This window comes from Streptomyces sp. DSM 106670 (genome assembly GCF_055792845.1).
Genome location: NZ_CM147704.1, coordinates 2,035,246 through 2,052,142, shown reverse-complemented (window position 1 = coordinate 2,052,142; position 16,897 = coordinate 2,035,246). Strand labels below are relative to the sequence as shown.

The 16,897-nt window shown below is 72.1% G+C and carries 18 protein-coding genes and 1 other RNA gene; 12 read left to right on the top strand and 7 right to left on the bottom strand.

The window, feature by feature from the left end:
* The first annotated feature begins 30 nt into the window (after positions 1-30).
* Genes ACSMXR_RS09025 through ACSMXR_RS09010 form a run of 4 tightly spaced genes read left to right on the top strand, consistent with a single transcriptional unit; the run spans position 31 to position 3,715 of the window.
* A complete protein-coding gene (locus tag ACSMXR_RS09025) occupies positions 31-867 on the top strand; it encodes a Nif3-like dinuclear metal center hexameric protein (RefSeq protein WP_473171593.1) in 837 nt (278 codons plus the stop codon).
* Positions 864-1,607, top strand: a complete 744-nt coding sequence (locus ACSMXR_RS09020) for a zinc ribbon domain-containing protein (RefSeq protein ID WP_179889503.1) — start codon at positions 864-866, stop codon at positions 1,605-1,607. The genes ACSMXR_RS09025 and ACSMXR_RS09020 overlap by 4 nt, the downstream gene beginning before the upstream one ends.
* The gene (locus ACSMXR_RS09015) at positions 1,607-2,917 is read left to right on the top strand and encodes a bifunctional RNase H/acid phosphatase (RefSeq protein ID WP_473171592.1); all 1,311 of its coding nucleotides are present in this window, start codon (positions 1,607-1,609) and stop codon (positions 2,915-2,917) included. Before ACSMXR_RS09020 ends, ACSMXR_RS09015 begins: the two co-directional genes overlap by 1 nt.
* 12 nt (positions 2,918-2,929) lie before the next feature.
* Positions 2,930-3,715 carry a sulfite exporter TauE/SafE family protein gene (locus ACSMXR_RS09010; protein ID WP_473171591.1) on the top strand — a complete coding sequence of 262 codons (786 nt, stop codon included), beginning with the start codon at positions 2,930-2,932 and terminating at the stop codon, positions 3,713-3,715.
* Between the two features lie 16 nt (positions 3,716-3,731).
* Here the strand turns inward: ACSMXR_RS09010 and eda are convergent, their stop codons facing one another.
* Positions 3,732-4,406, bottom strand: a complete 675-nt coding sequence (gene eda / locus ACSMXR_RS09005) for a bifunctional 4-hydroxy-2-oxoglutarate aldolase/2-dehydro-3-deoxy-phosphogluconate aldolase (protein WP_473171590.1) — start codon at positions 4,404-4,406, stop codon at positions 3,732-3,734.
* 146 nt (positions 4,407-4,552) lie between these two features.
* Positions 4,553-5,353, bottom strand: a complete 801-nt coding sequence (yaaA, locus tag ACSMXR_RS09000) for a peroxide stress protein YaaA (RefSeq protein WP_137235210.1) — start codon at positions 5,351-5,353, stop codon at positions 4,553-4,555.
* Positions 5,354-5,557: 204 nt separating this feature from the next.
* Here yaaA and ACSMXR_RS08995 point away from each other — a divergent pair, with 204 nt between their 5' ends.
* Positions 5,558-7,006, top strand: a complete 1,449-nt coding sequence (locus ACSMXR_RS08995; RefSeq protein ID WP_473171589.1) for an RNB domain-containing ribonuclease — start codon at positions 5,558-5,560, stop codon at positions 7,004-7,006.
* Here the strand turns inward: ACSMXR_RS08995 and ACSMXR_RS08990 are convergent.
* Together ACSMXR_RS08990 and ACSMXR_RS08985 are read right to left on the bottom strand one after the other, a co-directional pair.
* Complete coding sequence (locus ACSMXR_RS08990) at positions 6,957-7,922, bottom strand: hypothetical protein (RefSeq protein ID WP_473172360.1); 966 nt, start codon at positions 7,920-7,922, stop codon at positions 6,957-6,959. The genes ACSMXR_RS08995 and ACSMXR_RS08990 overlap by 50 nt on opposite strands.
* Positions 7,922-8,680 (bottom strand): MerR family transcriptional regulator, encoded by a 759-nt coding sequence (locus ACSMXR_RS08985; protein ID WP_473171588.1) that lies wholly within the window; start codon positions 8,678-8,680, stop codon positions 7,922-7,924. Before ACSMXR_RS08985 ends, ACSMXR_RS08990 begins: the two co-directional genes overlap by 1 nt.
* Before the next feature lie 152 nt (positions 8,681-8,832).
* On the opposite strand from ACSMXR_RS08985, the gene ACSMXR_RS08980 reads away from it, so the two are divergent.
* Together ACSMXR_RS08980 and rnpB are read left to right on the top strand one after the other, a co-directional pair.
* Positions 8,833-9,411 (top strand): Uma2 family endonuclease, encoded by a 579-nt coding sequence (locus ACSMXR_RS08980; protein WP_473171587.1) that lies wholly within the window; start codon positions 8,833-8,835, stop codon positions 9,409-9,411.
* Positions 9,412-9,463: 52 nt separating this feature from the next.
* Positions 9,464-9,871, top strand: an RNA gene (gene rnpB / locus ACSMXR_RS08975) — RNase P RNA component class A.
* Between the two features lie 37 nt (positions 9,872-9,908).
* Here the strand turns inward: rnpB and ACSMXR_RS08970 are convergent.
* Complete coding sequence (locus tag ACSMXR_RS08970) at positions 9,909-10,670, bottom strand: 5-formyltetrahydrofolate cyclo-ligase (RefSeq protein ID WP_193462231.1); 762 nt, start codon at positions 10,668-10,670, stop codon at positions 9,909-9,911.
* Between the two features lie 7 nt (positions 10,671-10,677).
* Positions 10,678-11,844, bottom strand: a complete 1,167-nt coding sequence (locus ACSMXR_RS08965) for a helix-turn-helix transcriptional regulator (protein WP_473171586.1) — start codon at positions 11,842-11,844, stop codon at positions 10,678-10,680.
* A 299-nt stretch (positions 11,845-12,143) separates the two neighbouring features.
* Here ACSMXR_RS08965 and ACSMXR_RS08960 point away from each other — a divergent pair, with 299 nt between their 5' ends.
* The 5 genes from ACSMXR_RS08960 to ACSMXR_RS08940 all read left to right on the top strand — a co-directional run bounded on the left by ACSMXR_RS08960 (position 12,144) and on the right by ACSMXR_RS08940 (position 15,828).
* A complete protein-coding gene (locus tag ACSMXR_RS08960) occupies positions 12,144-12,290 on the top strand; it encodes a hypothetical protein (protein ID WP_473171585.1) in 147 nt (48 codons plus the stop codon).
* 75 nt (positions 12,291-12,365) lie between these two features.
* A complete protein-coding gene (locus tag ACSMXR_RS08955) occupies positions 12,366-14,114 on the top strand; it encodes an albusnodin/ikarugamycin family macrolactam cyclase (RefSeq protein ID WP_473171584.1) in 1,749 nt (582 codons plus the stop codon).
* A gap of 49 nt (positions 14,115-14,163) precedes the next feature.
* Positions 14,164-14,394, top strand: coding sequence for a PqqD family protein (locus ACSMXR_RS08950; protein ID WP_473172359.1), 231 nt, complete (start codon positions 14,164-14,166; stop codon positions 14,392-14,394).
* A gap of 8 nt (positions 14,395-14,402) precedes the next feature.
* Entirely contained in the window at positions 14,403-14,810 is a 408-nt protein-coding gene (locus ACSMXR_RS08945; protein ID WP_364881833.1) for a lasso peptide biosynthesis B2 protein, read from the top strand.
* A 16-nt stretch (positions 14,811-14,826) separates the two neighbouring features.
* Positions 14,827-15,828, top strand: a complete 1,002-nt coding sequence (locus ACSMXR_RS08940; protein WP_473171583.1) for a methyltransferase domain-containing protein — start codon at positions 14,827-14,829, stop codon at positions 15,826-15,828.
* 163 nt (positions 15,829-15,991) lie between these two features.
* On the opposite strand, the gene bglS is transcribed toward ACSMXR_RS08940, so the two are convergent.
* Positions 15,992-16,771, bottom strand: coding sequence for a beta-glucanase (bglS, locus tag ACSMXR_RS08935; RefSeq protein WP_137235206.1), 780 nt, complete (start codon positions 16,769-16,771; stop codon positions 15,992-15,994).
* Between the last annotated feature and the right edge of the window lie 126 nt (positions 16,772-16,897).

The following is a 16,897-nucleotide window of genomic DNA, read 5'->3' as shown; positions in this document are numbered from 1 at the left end:
GGGCCTGCCCGGACAGGTAGCCTTTCCCCCGTGCCCCGTCTGTCTGAAGTCATCGCCGCCCTCGACGCCCTCTGGCCCCCCGAGCGGGCCGAGGGATGGGACGCGGTCGGGACGGTCTGCGGCGATCCGGACGCGCGGATCGACCGGGTGCTGTTCGCCGTCGACCCGGTCCGCGAGATCGCCGACGAGGCCCTGGAGCTCGGCGCCCAGCTGATCGTCACCCACCACCCGCTCTATCTGCGCGGGACGACGACGGTGGCCGCCGACACCTTCAAGGGCCGGGTCGTCCACACCCTCATCAAGCAGGACATCGCACTCCACGTCGCGCACACCAACGCCGACACCGCCGACCCCGGTGTCTCCGACGCCCTGGCCGGCGCCCTCGACCTGCGCGTCACGGGACCGCTCGTCCCCGACCCCACCGACCCGGCCGGGCGGCGCGGACTCGGCCGGATCTGCGAGCTGGACCACCCCGAGACCCTCGCCGACTTCGCCGCCCGCGCCGCCGCCCGGCTCCCCGCCACCGCGCAGGGCATCCGGCTGGCCGGCGACCCGGAGGCGCTCGTGCGTACCGTCGCCGTCAGCGGCGGCTCCGGCGACAGCCTCTTCGACGCCGTGCGCGCCGCCGGTGTCGACGCCTTCCTCACCGCCGATCTGCGCCACCACCCGGCGTCCGAAGCCGTGCAGCACTCGCCGCTCGGCCTCGTCGACGCCGCGCACTGGGCCACCGAATGGCCCTGGTGCGAGCAGGCCGCCGCCCAGCTCGACGCGCTTTCCGACCGCCACGGATGGGACCTGCGGGTCCATGTCTCGAAGCAGGTCACCGACCCCTGGACCACCCACCATTCCTCTGGAGCCCCCAACTGAACGCCGCGCCCGCCGACCAGATCCGACTTCTCGACGTCCAGGCCCTCGACCTCCGTCTCGCCCAGCTCTCGCACAAGCGCACCTCGCTGCCGGAGCACGCCGAGATCGAGCAGCTCAGCAGCGACCTCGCCCAGCTGCGTGACCTGCTGGTCGCCTCCACCACCGAGGAGAGCGACACCACCCGCGAGCAGACCAAGGCCGAGCAGGACGTCGACCAGGTGCGCCAGCGTGCCGTCCGCGACCAGCAGCGCCTGGACTCCGGCGCGGTCTCCTCGCCCAAGGACCTGGAGAGCCTCCAGCGCGAGATCACCTCGCTCGCCAAGCGCCAGGGCGACCTGGAGGACGTCGTCCTGGAGATCATGGAGCGCCGCGAGGCCGCCCAGGAGCGGGTCACCGAGCTGACCGGGCGGGTCGCCGCCGTCCAGGCCAAGGTCGACGACGCCACCGCCCGCCGGGACGCCGCCACCGCCGAGCTGGACGCCGAGGCCGCCACGGTGACCAAGGACCGCCAGGTCGTCGCCGAGGTCATCCCCGCCGACCTGCTGAAGCTGTACGACAAGCTCCGCGCCCAGCAGGGCGGCGTCGGCGCGGCCCGGCTCTACCAGCGCCGCTGCGAGGGCTGCCGGCTCGAACTGAACATGGCCGAGGTCAACGATGTGAAGGCCGCGTCCCCCGAGACGGTCCTGCGCTGCGAGAACTGCCACCGGATCCTGGTCCGTACCTCGGAGTCGGGCCTGTAATGAGCGTCGCCCGCCAGGTGGTGGTCGAGGCCGACGGCGGCTCCCGGGGCAATCCGGGGCCCGCCGGTTACGGCGCGGTCGTCATCGACCCGGCCACCGGTGAGCCGCTCGCCGAGGCCGCCGAGTACATCGGCGTCGCGACGAACAACGTCGCCGAGTACCGGGGCCTGATCGCCGGTCTGGAGGCCGCGAAGGCGCTGTTCCCGGACGCGGGTGACGCGCTGCGGGTCCACGTCCGGATGGACTCCAAGCTGGTCGTCGAGCAGATGTCGGGGCGCTGGAAGATCAAGCACCCCGACATGAAGCCGCTGGCCGCCCGCGCCGCCGCGATCCTGCCGCCGTCCTCCGTGACGTACGAGTGGATCCCGCGCGCGCAGAACAAGCACGCGGACCGGCTCGCCAACGAGGCGATGGACGCGGGCCGCGACGGCAGGCAGTGGGAGGCGTCCGCCTCCACGGCCGCCCTGGACGCCCCGGCCCGCGGCACCGTGAACACCCCGCCGCCCGCGCCCACGACTGGCCCGCCCGGCGACCAGGCCGCGGGCGCGGCCAAGGCCCGCGCGGCGCTGGCGGCGGCACGCGGCGCGACCGCCCCGGAGGGGCTTTTCCCGATGCCGGAGACGGCCGGAAGCAGTGCCGAGGCCGCCGGAGCCCCGCAGACCGGCTGGGGTTCGGCCCCCGACCTGGGCGCCCCCGCCACGCTCGTCCTGCTCCGGCACGGCGAGACCGCCCTCACGCCCGAGAAGCGGTTCTCCGGCAGCGGCGGCACCGACCCCGAGCTCTCCGCCACCGGCCGCGGCCAGGCCGAACGGGCCGCCGAGCACTTCGCCGCCCTGGGCGTCGTCCAGGACATCGTCAGCTCCCCGCTGCGCCGCTGCCGCGAGACCGCCGCGGCCGTCGCCGCCCGGCTCGGCCTCGACGTCCGGATCGACGAGGGCCTGCGCGAGACGGACTTCGGCGCGTGGGAGGGGCTGACCTTCGCAGAGGTACGGGAGCGGTACGGCGACGACCTCACCGCCTGGCTCGCCTCCCCGGACACCGCCCCGACCGGCGGCGGCGAGAGCTTCGCGGAGGTCACCGAGCGGGTCGCGGCCGCCCGGGACCGGATCGTCGCCCGGTACGCGGGCCGCACGGTCCTGCTCGTCACCCATGTGACCCCGATCAAGACCCTCGTCCGGCTCGCCCTGGGAGCCCCACCGGAGTCGCTGTTCAGGATGGAGCTGTCGGCGGCCTCGATCTCCACGGTCGCCCACTACGGCGACGGCAACGCCTCCGTACGCCTGCTCAACGACACCTCGCACCTGCGCTAGCGGCGGGCGCGCGTGAGCTGGTCCACGGGGCTGCTCGGGTTCGCCGCCGGACTGCTGATCTCGGTGGCGACCGCCCCGGTCGGGGTGTCCGGCGCGGTGTTCCTGCTGCCGGTCCAGGTCAGCGTGCTCGGGGTGCCCAGCCCGGCGGTCACCCCGACCAACCTGCTCTACAACGTGGTGGCGGGCCCCGGCGCCCTGCTGCGGCACCACAGGGCCGGCACCCTGCGGGGGCCGCTGACCCGGCTGCTCGTGCTGGGTACGGTGCCCGGGGTCGTCGTCGGCGCGGTGATCCGGGTGTTCGCGGTGCCGGGCCCGTCGGTGTTCCGGCTGCTCATCGCCGTGCTGCTGCTGCCGCTGGGCGGCTGGCTCTGTCTGCGCACGCTGCGCCGCGCATCGCGTACGGCGCCCGCACGCGAGCCCTCGTCCCGCGCCGTCACCCGGCTGGCCATGGCGGTCGGCGTCGCCGGAGGGATCTACGGGATCGGCGGCGGCTCACTCCTCGGCCCGCTCCTGGTCGGGCGCGGCATGCCGGTGGCGAAGGTCGCCCCGGCCGCGCTGGCCGCCACGTTCGTGACCTCGGTCGTGGGCGCGGGCACGTACGCGCTGCTGTCCCTGTCCGTCACCGGCGACATCGCGCCCTACTGGTCCCTCGGCCTGGCCTGCGGGCTCGGCGGACTGTGCGGGGGCTACCTCGGCGCCCGCCTCCAGCCCCGCCTGCCGGAGACGGCGCTGCGGCTGCTGCTGGGAGTGCTGGCGCTGGGCGTCGGCGGTCTCTACGCCGTACAGCTCCTGCGCTGAGCGGACCCTCGCTGATTCACGGGGCGAGCGCCGCCGCCTCGGCCGCGAGACGGGCCACCCGGTCCCAGTCCTTCGCCGCCACCGCGTCGGCCGGGACCATCCAGCTGCCGCCCACACAGCCGACGTTGGGCAGCGCGAGGTACGACGGGGCGGAGGCGAGCGAGATGCCGCCGGTCGGGCAGAACCGGGCCTGGGGGAGCGGCGCGGACAGGGCCTTCAGATAGGCCGTGCCGCCCGCCGCCTCGGCCGGGAAGAACTTCATCTCCCGCACCCCGCGCTCCAGCAGGGCCACCACCTCGGAGGTGGTCGAGACACCGGGCAGGAACGGCAGCCCGGACGTCTTCATCGCCTCCAGCAGCGCGTCCGTCCACCCCGGGCTGACCAGGAACCGCGCCCCGGCGTCGACCGTGTCCCGTACGTGCTCCGGCGAGATCACCGTGCCCGCGCCGACCACCGCGCCCGGGACCTCGGCGGCCATGGCCCGGATCGACTCCAGCGCGGCGGGCGTCCGCAGCGTCACCTCGATCGCGGGCAGCCCGCCCGCCACCAGGGCCCGCGCCAGCGGCACCGCGTCGGCCACGTCGTGCAGGACGACGACGGGGACGACGGGCGCGAGATCCAGCACGGAGGCGTCGGGGGCGGTGGTGAGCGCTGTGGGGGAGGGCGTGGCGGACGGCACGGAGGAGGTCATGGGGTCATCCTGCCGCGAGCAAGGCAGTACCTGCAACGCCCGTTGCGCAGCATGCAACGCCACCGCTCCGGGGTGATCAACGCTCCGTCCTCAGGCGGTCGACGGCTTCCGTTCCGGGGACGTCAGCCGCCGCCGTTCCGGGACGGTCAGTGGATCTCCGTCACCACCACGTCCAGCGACCACGGCCGCCCGGCCCGCGCGGGGGCCTCGGCCTCCACCGCGTACCCGAGATCCCGCAACACCTCCACCAGCTCCGCCGGACCCTGGGGCCGCGCACCGGCGATCAGCAGATCCCGCACCAGCCGGCCCTTGGTCGCCTTGTTGAAGTGGCTCACCACGGACCGCTTCTCCACCCCGTCCACCAGCTGGGAGTGCAGCACCCGCACGCTCGCCGTGCGCGACGCCACCTCGCCCTTCGGCTTCCAGGCCGACGCGTACGCGGAGGACCGCAGGTCCAGGACGAGCCCGTCCCCGGCGGCCTCGGGCAGCACGGTCTCCATCGGGGCACGCCAGTACGCGCCGAGCGCGCCGAGGCCGGGCAGCTTCACGCCCATCGAGCAGCGGTACGGCGGAATCCGGTCGCCGATCCGGACCGCGCCCCACAGCCCCGAGAAGACCAGCAGCGACGAGGCCGCCCGCCGCCGCGCGGCCGTCTCCAGCGAGGCCAGGTCGAGAGCGTCGTACAGCACACCGGTGTACAGCTCCCCGGCCGGACGGGTCCCGGCGGTCCGCAGCTCGGCGTTCTTGCCGACCTCGCCGCGCAGCCCCACGCTCAGGCCGAGCACCTCACGGGCCTTCTCCTCGTCCGCCTGGCAGAGCTCGACCAGCTCGTCCAGCACCGCCGCACGGGCCGGGGCGAGCCCCGGCAGCGACAGCGACTCCGGCTTCAGGGAAGCCCCGCGCCCCGAGGCGGCCTTTCCTTCGGAGGGCGGCAACAGCACGAGCACGGCGGTTCTCCTTCGTACGTACGGCGCAAGCGCGGACCCGGGCGGCGTGCGGGCTCACCGGGTCCTCGGCAAGGGTACGGGGACGGGCCGGCGCCTCCCGTACGGCGGCAGGCGCGCACGCACGTGCCGACGACCGGCGAGCGGGAAGCACCGGCCGCCGACGGCCCGGATGCCGCCCGCCCCCGCCCGGCCTACGCTCGGTCCATGCCCCGCCGCCACCTCCGTATGACCGGTGCAGCCGACTGCTCGCTCGGGGCCGCCCTGCGGGCGCTGCGCACCGAACTCGACCTGCCCGGCGCCTTCCCGCCCGAGGCGCTCGCGGAGGCGGCGGAAGCGGCGCGGAACCCGGACCTGGCGGCCCACGAGGACGCCACGGACCTGCCGTTCCTCACCATCGACCCGGCCACCTCCACCGACCTCGACCAGGCGATGTATCTGGAACGCCGCCGGGGCGGGTCCGGCTACCGGGTGCACTACGCCATCGCGGACGTCGCCGCGTTCCTCCGGCCGGGCGGCGCGCTCGACGCCGAGGCCCACCGCCGGGTCACCACCCTCTACTTCCCCGACGACCGGATCCCCCTCCACCCCACCGTCCTCTCCGAGGGCGCCGCCAGCCTCCTCCCCGGCGAGACCCGCCCGGCCGCACTGTGGCGGATCGACCTGGACGGCGACGGGCAGGCCGTCGCCACCGACGTACGCCGGGCCCTGGTCCGCAGCCGGGCGAAGCTCGACTACGCGGGCGTCCAGCGGCAGATCGACGCGGGCACCGCCGAGGAACCCCTCGCCCTGCTCCGGGACATCGGACGGCTGCGCGAGGAACAGGAGCTGGCCCGCGGCGGCATCTCACTGAACGTCCCCGAGCAGGAGATCATCGAGCACGACGGCTCCTACGGCCTCGCCTACCGCGCCCCGCTCCCCGCCGAGGCCTGGAACGCGCAGATCTCCCTGCTCACCGGTATGGCCGCCGCCCGCCTCATGGCCGACACGGGCACCGGCATCCTGCGCACCCTCCCGGTCGCCCCGGACGGAGCCGTGGCCCGGCTGCGGCGCTCCGCCCGCGCCCTGCGCATCGACTGGCCGCACCACGTCCCGTACGCGGAGGTCGTCCGCTCCCTCGACCCGAGGAAGGGCAACCACGCGGCGTTCCTCCAGGAGTGCACGACCCTCCTGCGCGGCGCGGGCTACACCGCCTTCGACCACGGCGAACTCCCCGACCCCGCCGTGCACGCGGCGGTCGCCGACCTCTACACGCACTGCACCGCACCGCTGCGCCGCCTGGTCGACCGGTACGCGTCCGAACTCTGCCTCGCCGCGACGGCGGGCGAGGAACCTCCCGAGTGGGTACGGGAGGCCCTGCCCGCCCTGCCGAAGGAGATGGCGGAGGGGACGCGCCGGGCCAACACCGTGGAGCGGTCCTGCGTGGACCTGATCGAGGCGGCGCTGCTGGAGGGGCAGGTGGGGCAGCTCTTCGACGCGTACGTCGTGGACGTGCAGGAGCGGAACCCCACCACCGGCACGGTCCACCTCCGGGACCCGGCGGTCGTCGGCCGGATCGAGGGAGGCACGGCCCCGCTGCCGCTGGGGGAGCGGCTGCGGGTCCGGCTCACCCAGGCAGGTCCGGCGTCGAGGACGGTGCTGTTCGCCCCGGCGTGAGCGGGGGAGCGAGCGCGGGCGGGGGCGGGGCCTGGGGCGTGGGCGCGGGCCGGGGCGCGGGCTGGGCCGTGGCCTGGGGTGCGGGCGCGGGCTTCACGAGAGCCGCGACGGCGGCCCGGGGATCGTCCGCGTTGAACCGGAGCGTACGGGCGCTGCCGCGCCGGCCGAGCGGCCGCACGAACTCCACCGGCTCCGTCAGCTCCACGGTCACCGTCGTCTGGCTCCCCACCGCCAGATCGAGCGTCCCGTCCTCGTCGACCCGGACCGGCCCGCCGCCCGGGAAGCGCCGGTCCACCCGGGCGGCGGCGATGGCGGCGGCGGGCACCCGGAGGTCGAACAGGGCGCCGTAGCGCAGCCGCAGCGAACCGTCCGCCTCCACCACGTGCGGCCGGGTCACGCACGCCGCGTGGATCGCGAGGACCACGACGACGCCGTACACGTCCACGACGAGCAGGATCGCGTGGACCATCGGCCAGGGGATCACCAGCGCCAGCACCACCGTCTCCAGGACGGAGACGAACGCGAAGGCGTACATCACCCCGGTCTGCGGCTCGGTGTACGGGACGGGCAGCGCCCCCTCCGGGATCCGGTGCCGCCGACGTACGACCCACAGTCCGAGGCTGTGCAGGGCCCGGAACTCGTGCACCACGAGCCGCCGCAACGCCACCGGCACCAGCGTGCCCACCGCCGACCGCAGGGCCTCCCGCCGCCCGGCCCCGTCCCGCCGCCGGGCCGCCGCGTACAGCCGCCACAGCACCGAGGCGTCCAGGACGAGCACGGCCACCACCAGGGCCTCGGCGCCCAGCAGGACCGGGGCGGGTATCCGTACCCCGGCCACCAGACAGACGACCAGGACCAGCTCGGCGGGCAGCACCGACCACGCGACGACCCGGGCCGCCCGCAGCCCCACCACCATCACGGCGTTCTCCGGTGAACGCGCGTCCGGACCCGCTCGGCCAGGGCCACCATCACCCGGCCCACCACCTCGCGCTGCGCGGGCGGGTAGTCGTCGAGCAACACCCGCCCGAACCCGCTCGGCGAGGGCTCCCCGTCCGGGATCACCGCCAGCACCTCGTCCGGCACGGCCGCGACCAGCTCGGCCGCCAGGGGCGCGATACGCGGATCGTCCACCCCGGCCCCGGCCAGCTCGTCCAGCCGCTCGTACAGCGCGAGGACACCCGGGTCCTCGGCCAGCGGCCGCAGCGCCGCGAACACCTCGGCCCCGGCCCCACCGCCCGCCGCGTCCAGCAGTGCCAGATGCTCGCGGTCCTTCGCGGCGGCCGGGGAGCCGGTGGCGGGCGCCTTCTCCAGGAGCGCGGCGAGGGCGGGGGAGAGCGGCCCGTCCGGGGCGAGCGGCGCCTCCAGGAGCACGGCCAGGACCTGCCGCCGCTCATGGATCTCCCGCTCCTGCCGCGCCAGATCGGCATCCAGCTCCCCGAGCACCTCGGCCAGCTCCCGCCCCGCGTCGTCGGCGAGCACGTCCCGCACCTCGTCGAGGGAGAGCCCGATCTCCGTCAGCCGCCGGATCCGGGCCAGCAGAACGGCGTCGCGGACGGTGTACGCCCGATAGCCGTTGGCCTGCCGGGCGGGCTCGGGCAGGAGGCCGATGTGGTGGTAGTGCCGGACGGCCCGGGAGGTGACTCCCACGAGCGCGGCGATCTCTCCGATACGCATGGGGCCAGTAGAAACGTTGACGCTGCGACAAGGTCAAGCACCGGCCCTGCCCACAGTGGGCCCTGCCACGATCGGGCGAAGAAGACCTGATCTCGCGGACCACCGCCCCTCCTCTGTCACATGCTGGTGGGCGACCGAGGAAGGGGGGTGGCATGCCTGCCGGGACATACGACCAGGCCAAGCAGGCAGGGATCCTGCTGGAGGGTTTCCTGTCCCTGGGGATGCCGGAAGGCTTCCGGGCGGAACTGATCGAGGGGGAGATCGTGGTGAGGCCGCTGCCGGACGGGGACCACGAGGACTGCGTCAACGTGGTCCTGAAACAGGTGCTGAGGAAGTCCCGCACCGACATGGACTTCTCCGGGAACAAAGGACTGGAGCTCCCGACGAGCGAAGGCCGCCCCAGGAACCACGCCGTCCCCGATGGCACGTTCGCTCCCGCGGGACTTCGCCTCTTCCGCGGCGCCGACCCATGGATGCCCTGCGAGGGCGTCGCCCTGGTGGTGGAGGTGACCTCCACCAAGCCGCAGGCCGACCGTGAGGCCAAGCGCCGCTGCTACGCCCGCGGCGGCATCCCGCTCTACCTGCTCATCGACCGCGACGAGAGCTCCGTGACGCTGTTCAGCGATCCGGTGAACGACGACTACCGCCAGCTCCTCACGATCCCGTACGGCAAGCCGCTCCCGCTTCCCGAGCCCTTCGCCTTCGACCTGGAGACCGGGGACTTCGGCTGAGGACGCCTGCGGGGCCGCCCGGACGGCCCGGTAGGATGGCGATCACGGCAGACGAGTCGTGCGGACGGCCGCGTGAGGATCCCCGGATCCTCCCGAGGAACGTCCGGGCTCCACAGGGCAGGGTGGTGGCTAACGGCCACCCGGGGTGACCCGCGGGACAGTGCCACAGAAAACAGACCGCCCGGGACTTCGGTCGCGGGTAAGGGTGAAACGGTGGTGTAAGAGACCACCAGCGCCTGAGGTGACTCAGGCGGCTAGGTAAACCCCACCCGGAGCAAGGTCAAGAGGGGCCGTGCCGGAAACGGGACGGCCCTGCGTGAACGTCCGAGGGCTGCTCGCCCGAGTTCACGGGTAGACCGCACGAGGCCGGCAGCAATGCCGGTCCTAGATGGATGGCCGTCTCCGCGGCCGCCGCGAGGCGACCGTGAGACAGAACCCGGCGTACAGCACGGCTCGTCTCTCGGCCCCGCCCCTGAACAGGGGCGGGGCGCCGTATTTCATGATCCGAAGGGCCCGTGGAGAGTCTCCGGAGCCCGAGCCGCGAGTACCGGAATGGCGGCGATCTTCTCGGCGTCCAAGTGCTCCCATACCAATCCGGTCGGCCGATGTGGTGCCGGGCAGGAAATGACCTCCTCGGGTGTGACGATCAGATCCACGCCGAAGTCGTGTCCGGTCGCCGGGAGGTCTTCGTCGAGTACCTGGAGGGAATGGACCGTGGACACGACCACCGTCCGCTCGCTGATCAAGCCGGCTTCCATCAGGAAGGCAAACTCAAGGTCCGAGTATCCGGCACCCTTGCCGATGCGCACGCCGGCCCGGTTCACCGCGACGCTGCCGACGACCACCATGTCGACGGGCTGAAGATCGGTGACGTGGACCCGCGGGGCCACCGTTGCCGCGACCTTGCTGGAAGCCGCCTCACTTGGTGGAACGTCAAGTGCTGCGGGGTCGAGCAGGTAGAAGGGACGCGGGTCGGCGAGCTTCGGCACCGCCATGAACACCGTCTTCCCCTCGGCGAGGGCGAGGGCGCGTACCGGTAGTTGGGCCTTGTCCGGTACGGCCTTGATGATGCGCGCCTCGTGCCAGGCCGGGAGCCCGGCGAGCAGGTCTGCGGCGGTTTCGGAGCCCTTGAAGTTCGGGATGCGGCCGTGGGACGTGACGTCCAAGGCGGCGCTCCGCGCATCGAGGAGGTTCCAGACGCGCTCGCGCACGCGCTGCTTGTCCTCGTCCACATGTGTACGCACGTCGAGCTCCTTCATACCGTGGTCATGTCGCTTCCATCAGCGCCATCAGCCGGTCCTGCGCCTCTTGCACCGCTGGTTCGTTCCGCCAGGGACGGAGTTCTCGGGCAGCTCGGAAGACGATGTTCATCCCACCACCTCCACGCGTGCCATGCAGTTCGTTCACGGCGTCGCTGAACGAGGTGAGCGCGGCGTCCAGGTCCCCATGCCGGATGCGGGCCAGCGTGAGATTGCCGAGGACGATCGCGCGGGACTTACGTCGATCGTGGAGCTCGGCCGCTGTCTGAGTCAGTAGCAGTTCGGCCTTGCGATAGTCGGTGAGGGAGAGGTAGCAGGAGCCGGCCAGACGGCCGAAGTGGGTGGGTGAGAACAGATCATGGGCTGGGTCCGAGCCGTGGGCCTGTTCAAGGTGCTTCTCTGCGCCTGCCAGGGCGCGCTCGCACTCGCGGGCTTCGCCGAGATAGGCGTGGGCCTCCGCGGCGTGCAGCATGGCGAGCCCGGTGAGGACGTGGCTCGTGTATCGGGCGGTCCGGGCGGCTTGTAGGGCGAGTTCGAGTCCTTCTCTGTAGTCGCCTGCTCCGTACAGGGCCACGTAGCTGGTGCGTAGGAGCGCGTGTCCCTCCGCGTTCGGGTCGCGCAGGTGACGTGCGACCTCGACGCTCTGCGCGTAGTACGAGCGGGCTGTCGCGTGGTCGCGGCGCTGGGAGGCGTCCCAGACAAGCTGCCCCATGAAGGTCGCGGCATCCGCCTGAAGGACACGCATTTCCCGCTGTACGCGGCCGGCCGGTGCTTCACCGGCAAGGAACGCGACGCGGCTGGCATGCTCGCCGGCGTGGGCCAGCAGTGCCGCGGAGGGCATCCGATCGTAGCGCTCACCCAACGACTGCATGCCATACCGCAGTTCGGCAACCGCAGCGAGATCCACGCGCGAGGGGTAGCGCATGGCGTACTGCGTCCGTTCGGTGAGGTGCTGCTTGTCAGCTGACGACACCACGAGGAGTTCACTCAGTTCCTCAGCACTCACTTGCAGCAACTCGCCCAGACGCGGCCGGATCCATGGCTGGGGTGACGTCTTCCCCGACTCCCAGCGCGCGACAGTGGAGCGTTCCACGCGCAGAGCTTCCGCCAGGCGCTCCTGTGTGAGGCCCACCGCCCGGCGGCGGCGCATCAGGCCGTGCCGTTTCAGGGCCATGGACCGGTTCTCCCCGCGGTTCGTCGTGATACCCGAAAGCGAAGCATCACAGGTCATGCCCGGCGATGCGTCATGAATGCCTCATCCATGCGCCGATTCTGCTCTGGTTCCGGATAGCAGGAAGCGGTTCCGTGGAGGTCCACCGTTTGGACCAGGTCGCATGAGCCGCATGCGGGACGGAGCCCATCACGCTCGGCCGCGTCCACGCCGAACATCCCGTGCGTCCGCCTCCGCCGTCGCATCGTGACCGGTACCGAGGCGGCAGCCCCATCCCGATCCAGCAACGAAGGGAAACCCGGATGAACGACCACACCGAGGTCGCGCAGAGCGCCGAGCCTCGCCCGAGCTACGCCTCTCCGCAACTCATCGAACTCGACGCGGTGTCGAAGGTGACGCTCGGCAAGTACGCCGAGGACAGCGCCGACCAGGGCCGCTACTTCGAGTAGGTCCGACGAGCGGTCCGGGGCGGAGCCATCAATCCGGTTCCGCCCCAGACCTCACTCCCAGCAGAAGGGGAAGGCATGTTCCATCCGAGCAGCCTCCGCACAGAGATCGACGGCCACGAGCCTCGTCGTGTCGTATGCGAGGGAGACGTACGCCTCACGGTCGTCGGCCCGTGCTTCGCGGACGCCACACAATTGAGGGACGGGCTGCGGCACGTACGCGCCGGGAGGTGGGCAGCACTGACCAGGTGGCCGGGCAGCTATTGGGCAGTGGCTCAGCACGGGCGGACCACCGCCGTCATCACCGACGTGGCGGGAACACGGCCCGTGTACATGGCAGAGACAGACGAGGACACGACCAGCTGGTCGGTCTCAGCTCGGGTGCTCGCCGCACGCACCGGCTCCGGATACGACTACGCGACGCTGACCGCACGCCTCCTCTGCCCCACGGTCCCGGAGGTCGCCGCGGACGGAACAGCGTTCACCGGCGTACGGCGAGTCCCAGGCGGCCAGGCGCTCATCATCCACGGAGACGGCACACACACCGTCACCCCGTACGAACAGCCCCGCCAGCTCCCGTTCGACCAAGCGGCACAGGACCTCCGTACAGCACTGGTCACCGCCGTACGAGCCCGCGTACAGGCGGCCGACAAACCCACCTCCGACTTCTCCGGCGGCCTGGACTCCACCTCCCTCGCGCTTCTGGCCACAGCTACGCCCGGCGCTGAGCTCTTCGCCGTCACCCACGCCGACGCCAACAGCCGCAATGAGGACGTCATCTACGCTCAACGCGCTGCCGCCGGTCGGCCCGGCCTGCACCACACACTCGTGACCGACACCGAGGGCCTGTTCTTCGCCGATCTCCTCGACGCCTCCGCCACCGACCAACCGTTCCCCGACGCCGCGCGCTGGCGCATGCGCGCCGGTTATCAACGGCCCTGCGTGAAGATCGGAAGCGACCTTCACCTGACCGGTTCCGGCGCTGACACCCTGCTGTCCGCATCCCCGTACTACCTCGCCGACCTCGCCCGCGAACGAGAGACCGCGGCCCTCCTCCGCCACAGCCTGGCGCGTGCCAGGCTGCGCCATCTGCCGCTGTACGCCGTAGTCGCCGGCGCCGTCCGCCTCTCCCGGACCACCCATTCCCTGGCATTGCGGCACCTTGCCCACGACATCGCGGCGAGCCCCGCCGTGACGCGCCCCGAGCCTCTCGCCCGCCTTCACTGGGTTCGCGCCTCGGGCGTCCACGCCTGGCTCACCCCGGACGCCCGACGCCACCTTGCCCTGCGCGCCGCCGAGGCGGCCGAGTGCTGCACCGTCGCGCCCCAGGACACCAGCCGCCATCGGGCGTGGGCGGAGCTGCACGAGTTCGGTACCTATGAGGCCGAACTCCGCAACCAGGCACGCGTCATGGGTCTCACCCACCACGCTCCCTTTCTTGACAATGCCGTCGTACGCGCGGCCATGGCCGTCCCCGTCGTATCGCGCGCCTCAACCACCACCCAGAAGCCGCTGCTCGGCGCAGCTCTCGACGGACTGGTGCCCGACTGGCTGCTCACGCGCCGCACCAAGGGCGCGTACGACGGCAACGCGTACACCGGCCTACGCCGCCACGTCGGCGTACTGCGTGATCTGCTCACCGGCAGCGAGCTCGCCGCCGAGGGATGGATCGACACCGCAGCGGTCCTCACCGAACTCGATCGCCTGGCGGCCGGCGTACCCGGCAAGCTCGCCGCACTCGAAGCCCTCGTCGCCACCGAGCTCTGGCTGCACCAGCAGCGCATCGCGACGCCGGACGGCCGCCGCTCGGAGGTGGCCCATGCCTGACCTGCGCCCCGCACGGACCGTCCGCGCCACTATCACCGACCGGGGCGCCATGCTCCTCGACCTGCGCGGGCGGGGCCGTTGGTATGCCCTCACCCCGTCCGGCGCACTGTGGTGGCGTCACCTCGCGGACGGCGCCACCGCGCGCGAGGCCGCCGACCAGGTGGCCGAGCTCTTCGGAGCCGCTCCGGAGGTTGTACGCGCCGACATGACCGCTCTTGCCGAACAGCTTCTCGCCCGACGCCTGTTGTGGGCTCCGCGGCTGAAATGGTGGCGTCGGTGAGCATCCCCATGGCTGTACCCGCCGAGGTACCGCGCCCGCCCCTGGTCGACCGACTCACCTCCATCACCACGCTCGCACTGGCCACGGCCCTGGTACAGGCAGCTCCGCTGCGGACCACTGTCGCCGTCGCCCGTCTCGCCAAGCGCATCACGCGCCGTGCCTCAACCGCGGCGGAGGCCGAGAACACGATCGCGGCCCGCGACTGGGCAGCGCGCTTCTTTCCCGGGCGTGCTGCCTGCCTGGAGATGTCTCTGGCCGCCTGCCTCGCCTCCTGCCTGCGCGGGCGGGCCGTGGACTGGTGCATAGGCTGCCGCTTCGACCCCTGCGAGTCGCATGCCTGGATCGAAGCGGACGCCCTGCCCGTCGGGGAACCGACCACACCCGACCGTCCCTTCCACGTCACTCTTCGCGTCTGAGCCCAAGGAATCACCGATGCCCGAGACCACCGACCACGCCGCCGAGGCCGTCCCCGCTGCCCGCTTCCACGGAGCGGACGGGCGCGCCGTCCGCCCCTGCACCCCCGCCGCCGTCACTCTTCGTCACGTCCGGATGCTCGGCGTCGCGCACGGAACCAACGTCCTGGAGATCGGCACCGGCTCCGGCTACTCCGCGGCCTTGCTCGCGCACCTCGTCGGACCGTTCGGCCGGGTCACCACCGTCGACATCGACCCCAACCTCTCCAAGCGCGCCGAAGCCCTCTACGCCGAGCACAACCACGCGGTCGACACGGTCGTCGGTGACGGCCTGCTCGGCTACGAGGCGCATGCTCCGTACGACTGCATCCTCGTCGGCACCACACCGCCTGCCATCCCCGACACCTGGCTTCGACAACTCAAGCCCGGAGGCGTCCTCCTGACCGGTGTACGCCTCTCGGCGCTGCCCGGGACGTATGCCATCGCGCACATCACGGTCGATGCCGAACGCCGGCCCAGCCACGTGACCATTCATCACGGTGGATACACCCCGATGACAGTCACTGACGGGCCGGCCCCAGCAGCCCGAGCTGTCGCTCTTGACCAGCCTCACATCTCCCTGACCACGCTGCCCCCCGCGGTCCACGAAGACATGGGCACTCTCCTGGCTTGCCTGCGCGACCAGCCCCACACCGAGCCGACACCCGCTCCGGACGGCGACTACTTCCACCTGAAGAACTGGCTCATCGCGGCCAATCCTGCAGGGCTCTTCGAAGCCACCCTCGACCAGGGAGTCGGCATCGGCGTCGGCGTCGGCTCCTTCGCCGCCGACGGCACCGACCACGCAGCCGTCGCCACCGACCAGTTCCTCATCGCCGACGATCCCGGGTCACCCGCCCTCGAAGTCCTTCGCGACCTGATCCACCGGTGGCGCCAGGACGGGGCCCCGCGCACCCACGAACTCCGTGGCCGACTGCTCCGCGACGGCGATGTCTGGCACGCCCGCGTCGCTCGCGCGTAGATCACCCGTGAGGCGCCGTGAAACCACGTCTCCGCATACGGGGACAGAACCCGGCGTACAGCACGGCTCGTCTGCCGCAAGAACCCCTGAAGCCCCTGACCGGCGTCGAGCCGGTCAGGGGCTTCTTCCTTGCTTCCTTATGTACTCGCTTCCTTCGCCGGCATCAGTACTTCGTGTACTTGATCCAGTCGTAGCGGGCGGTCAGCGGAGTGCCCGGATAGGTGAACCGGCCGAGCCAGTCGTCGACCCCGATCCCCGGCCACAGGTTGGTCATGATGCGCATCGGGCGGGTGGGGAGCGGGCCGCGGGAGCCGTTCTCCTGGTGGACGAGCCTGCCGTCCACGAACCAGTTGATCGTGCCCTGGTTCCACCACTCGATGGCGTAGTCGTGATACCCGGCGGACGCGTCGAACCCGAGGTCGATCACGGTCTCGTGGCCGCCGACACCGTCGGTGAAGTAGTTGGTCTGCATCTGGGTGGTGTTCTTGCCGAGGATCTCGACGTCGATCTCGTCCCAGGGCTGACCGTCGCTCGGGCCGGTGTAGGTGAAGAACCCGGTCACGACGCCTTCGCGCTTGACCGCCTGGAGCCGGGCCTCGAAGCGGCCGTACGAGTACAGGTCGTTGGTGCGGTATTCGCCGGAGGCGTAGGGCTTGCCCGAGCAGCCGGAGGGGCAGGTCGCGACGTCGAGGTTCTGGCCCATGACGCCGCCGTTGAACCAGGTGTGGTCGGCGCGCCAGCCGACGTTGAACATGTCTCCGTTGGACCAGCCGTCGGCCTTGCTCCAGCGGCCGGTGTCGTGGAAGTCGAAGTTGTCGGTGAAGCTGCCGCCGACGGCGTACGCGGGGCTGGTCAGCGGGGAGAGGATCAGCGCGAGGGCGGCGAGCGGTGCGAGCAGCCAGCGAGGTGTGCGGAACCGACGTGATGTCGTGGGGGAGTGCATCTCGGCCTCCTTGTGCCGTGAAACCCATGTGCGGGACAGGCTCGGCGTCCGCTGACGGCACGACTGTGCGGTGGGGGAGGACGCCTGCGGTACGGAGAAACTGGGAGCGCTTCCAGAAAGTAGCAG

Excerpts from the sequence above, each read along its gene's own strand:
- ACSMXR_RS08995 (WP_473171589.1), top strand. The coding sequence starts at position 5,558 with ATGCCCCGCCGCCACCTCCGTATGACCGGTGCAGCCGACTGCTCGCTC.
- ACSMXR_RS08990 (WP_473172360.1), bottom strand. The coding sequence starts at position 7,922 with ATGGTGGTGGGGCTGCGGGCGGCCCGGGTCGTCGCGTGGTCGGTGCTG.
- ACSMXR_RS08960 (WP_473171585.1), top strand. The coding sequence starts at position 12,144 with ATGAACGACCACACCGAGGTCGCGCAGAGCGCCGAGCCTCGCCCGAGC.
- ACSMXR_RS08985 (WP_473171588.1), bottom strand. The coding sequence starts at position 8,680 with ATGCGTATCGGAGAGATCGCCGCGCTCGTGGGAGTCACCTCCCGGGCC.
- ACSMXR_RS08980 (WP_473171587.1), top strand. The coding sequence starts at position 8,833 with ATGCCTGCCGGGACATACGACCAGGCCAAGCAGGCAGGGATCCTGCTG.
- ACSMXR_RS08955 (WP_473171584.1), top strand. The coding sequence starts at position 12,366 with ATGTTCCATCCGAGCAGCCTCCGCACAGAGATCGACGGCCACGAGCCT.
- ACSMXR_RS08945 (WP_364881833.1), top strand. The coding sequence starts at position 14,403 with ATGGCTGTACCCGCCGAGGTACCGCGCCCGCCCCTGGTCGACCGACTC.
- ACSMXR_RS08940 (WP_473171583.1), top strand. The coding sequence starts at position 14,827 with ATGCCCGAGACCACCGACCACGCCGCCGAGGCCGTCCCCGCTGCCCGC.
- ACSMXR_RS08970 (WP_193462231.1), bottom strand. The coding sequence starts at position 10,670 with ATGAAGGAGCTCGACGTGCGTACACATGTGGACGAGGACAAGCAGCGC.
- bglS (WP_137235206.1), bottom strand. The coding sequence starts at position 16,771 with ATGCACTCCCCCACGACATCACGTCGGTTCCGCACACCTCGCTGGCTG.
- ACSMXR_RS08950 (WP_473172359.1), top strand. The coding sequence starts at position 14,164 with ATGCTCCTCGACCTGCGCGGGCGGGGCCGTTGGTATGCCCTCACCCCG.
- ACSMXR_RS09015 (WP_473171592.1), top strand. The coding sequence starts at position 1,607 with ATGAGCGTCGCCCGCCAGGTGGTGGTCGAGGCCGACGGCGGCTCCCGG.
- ACSMXR_RS08965 (WP_473171586.1), bottom strand. The coding sequence starts at position 11,844 with ATGGCCCTGAAACGGCACGGCCTGATGCGCCGCCGCCGGGCGGTGGGC.
- eda (WP_473171590.1), bottom strand. The coding sequence starts at position 4,406 with ATGACCTCCTCCGTGCCGTCCGCCACGCCCTCCCCCACAGCGCTCACC.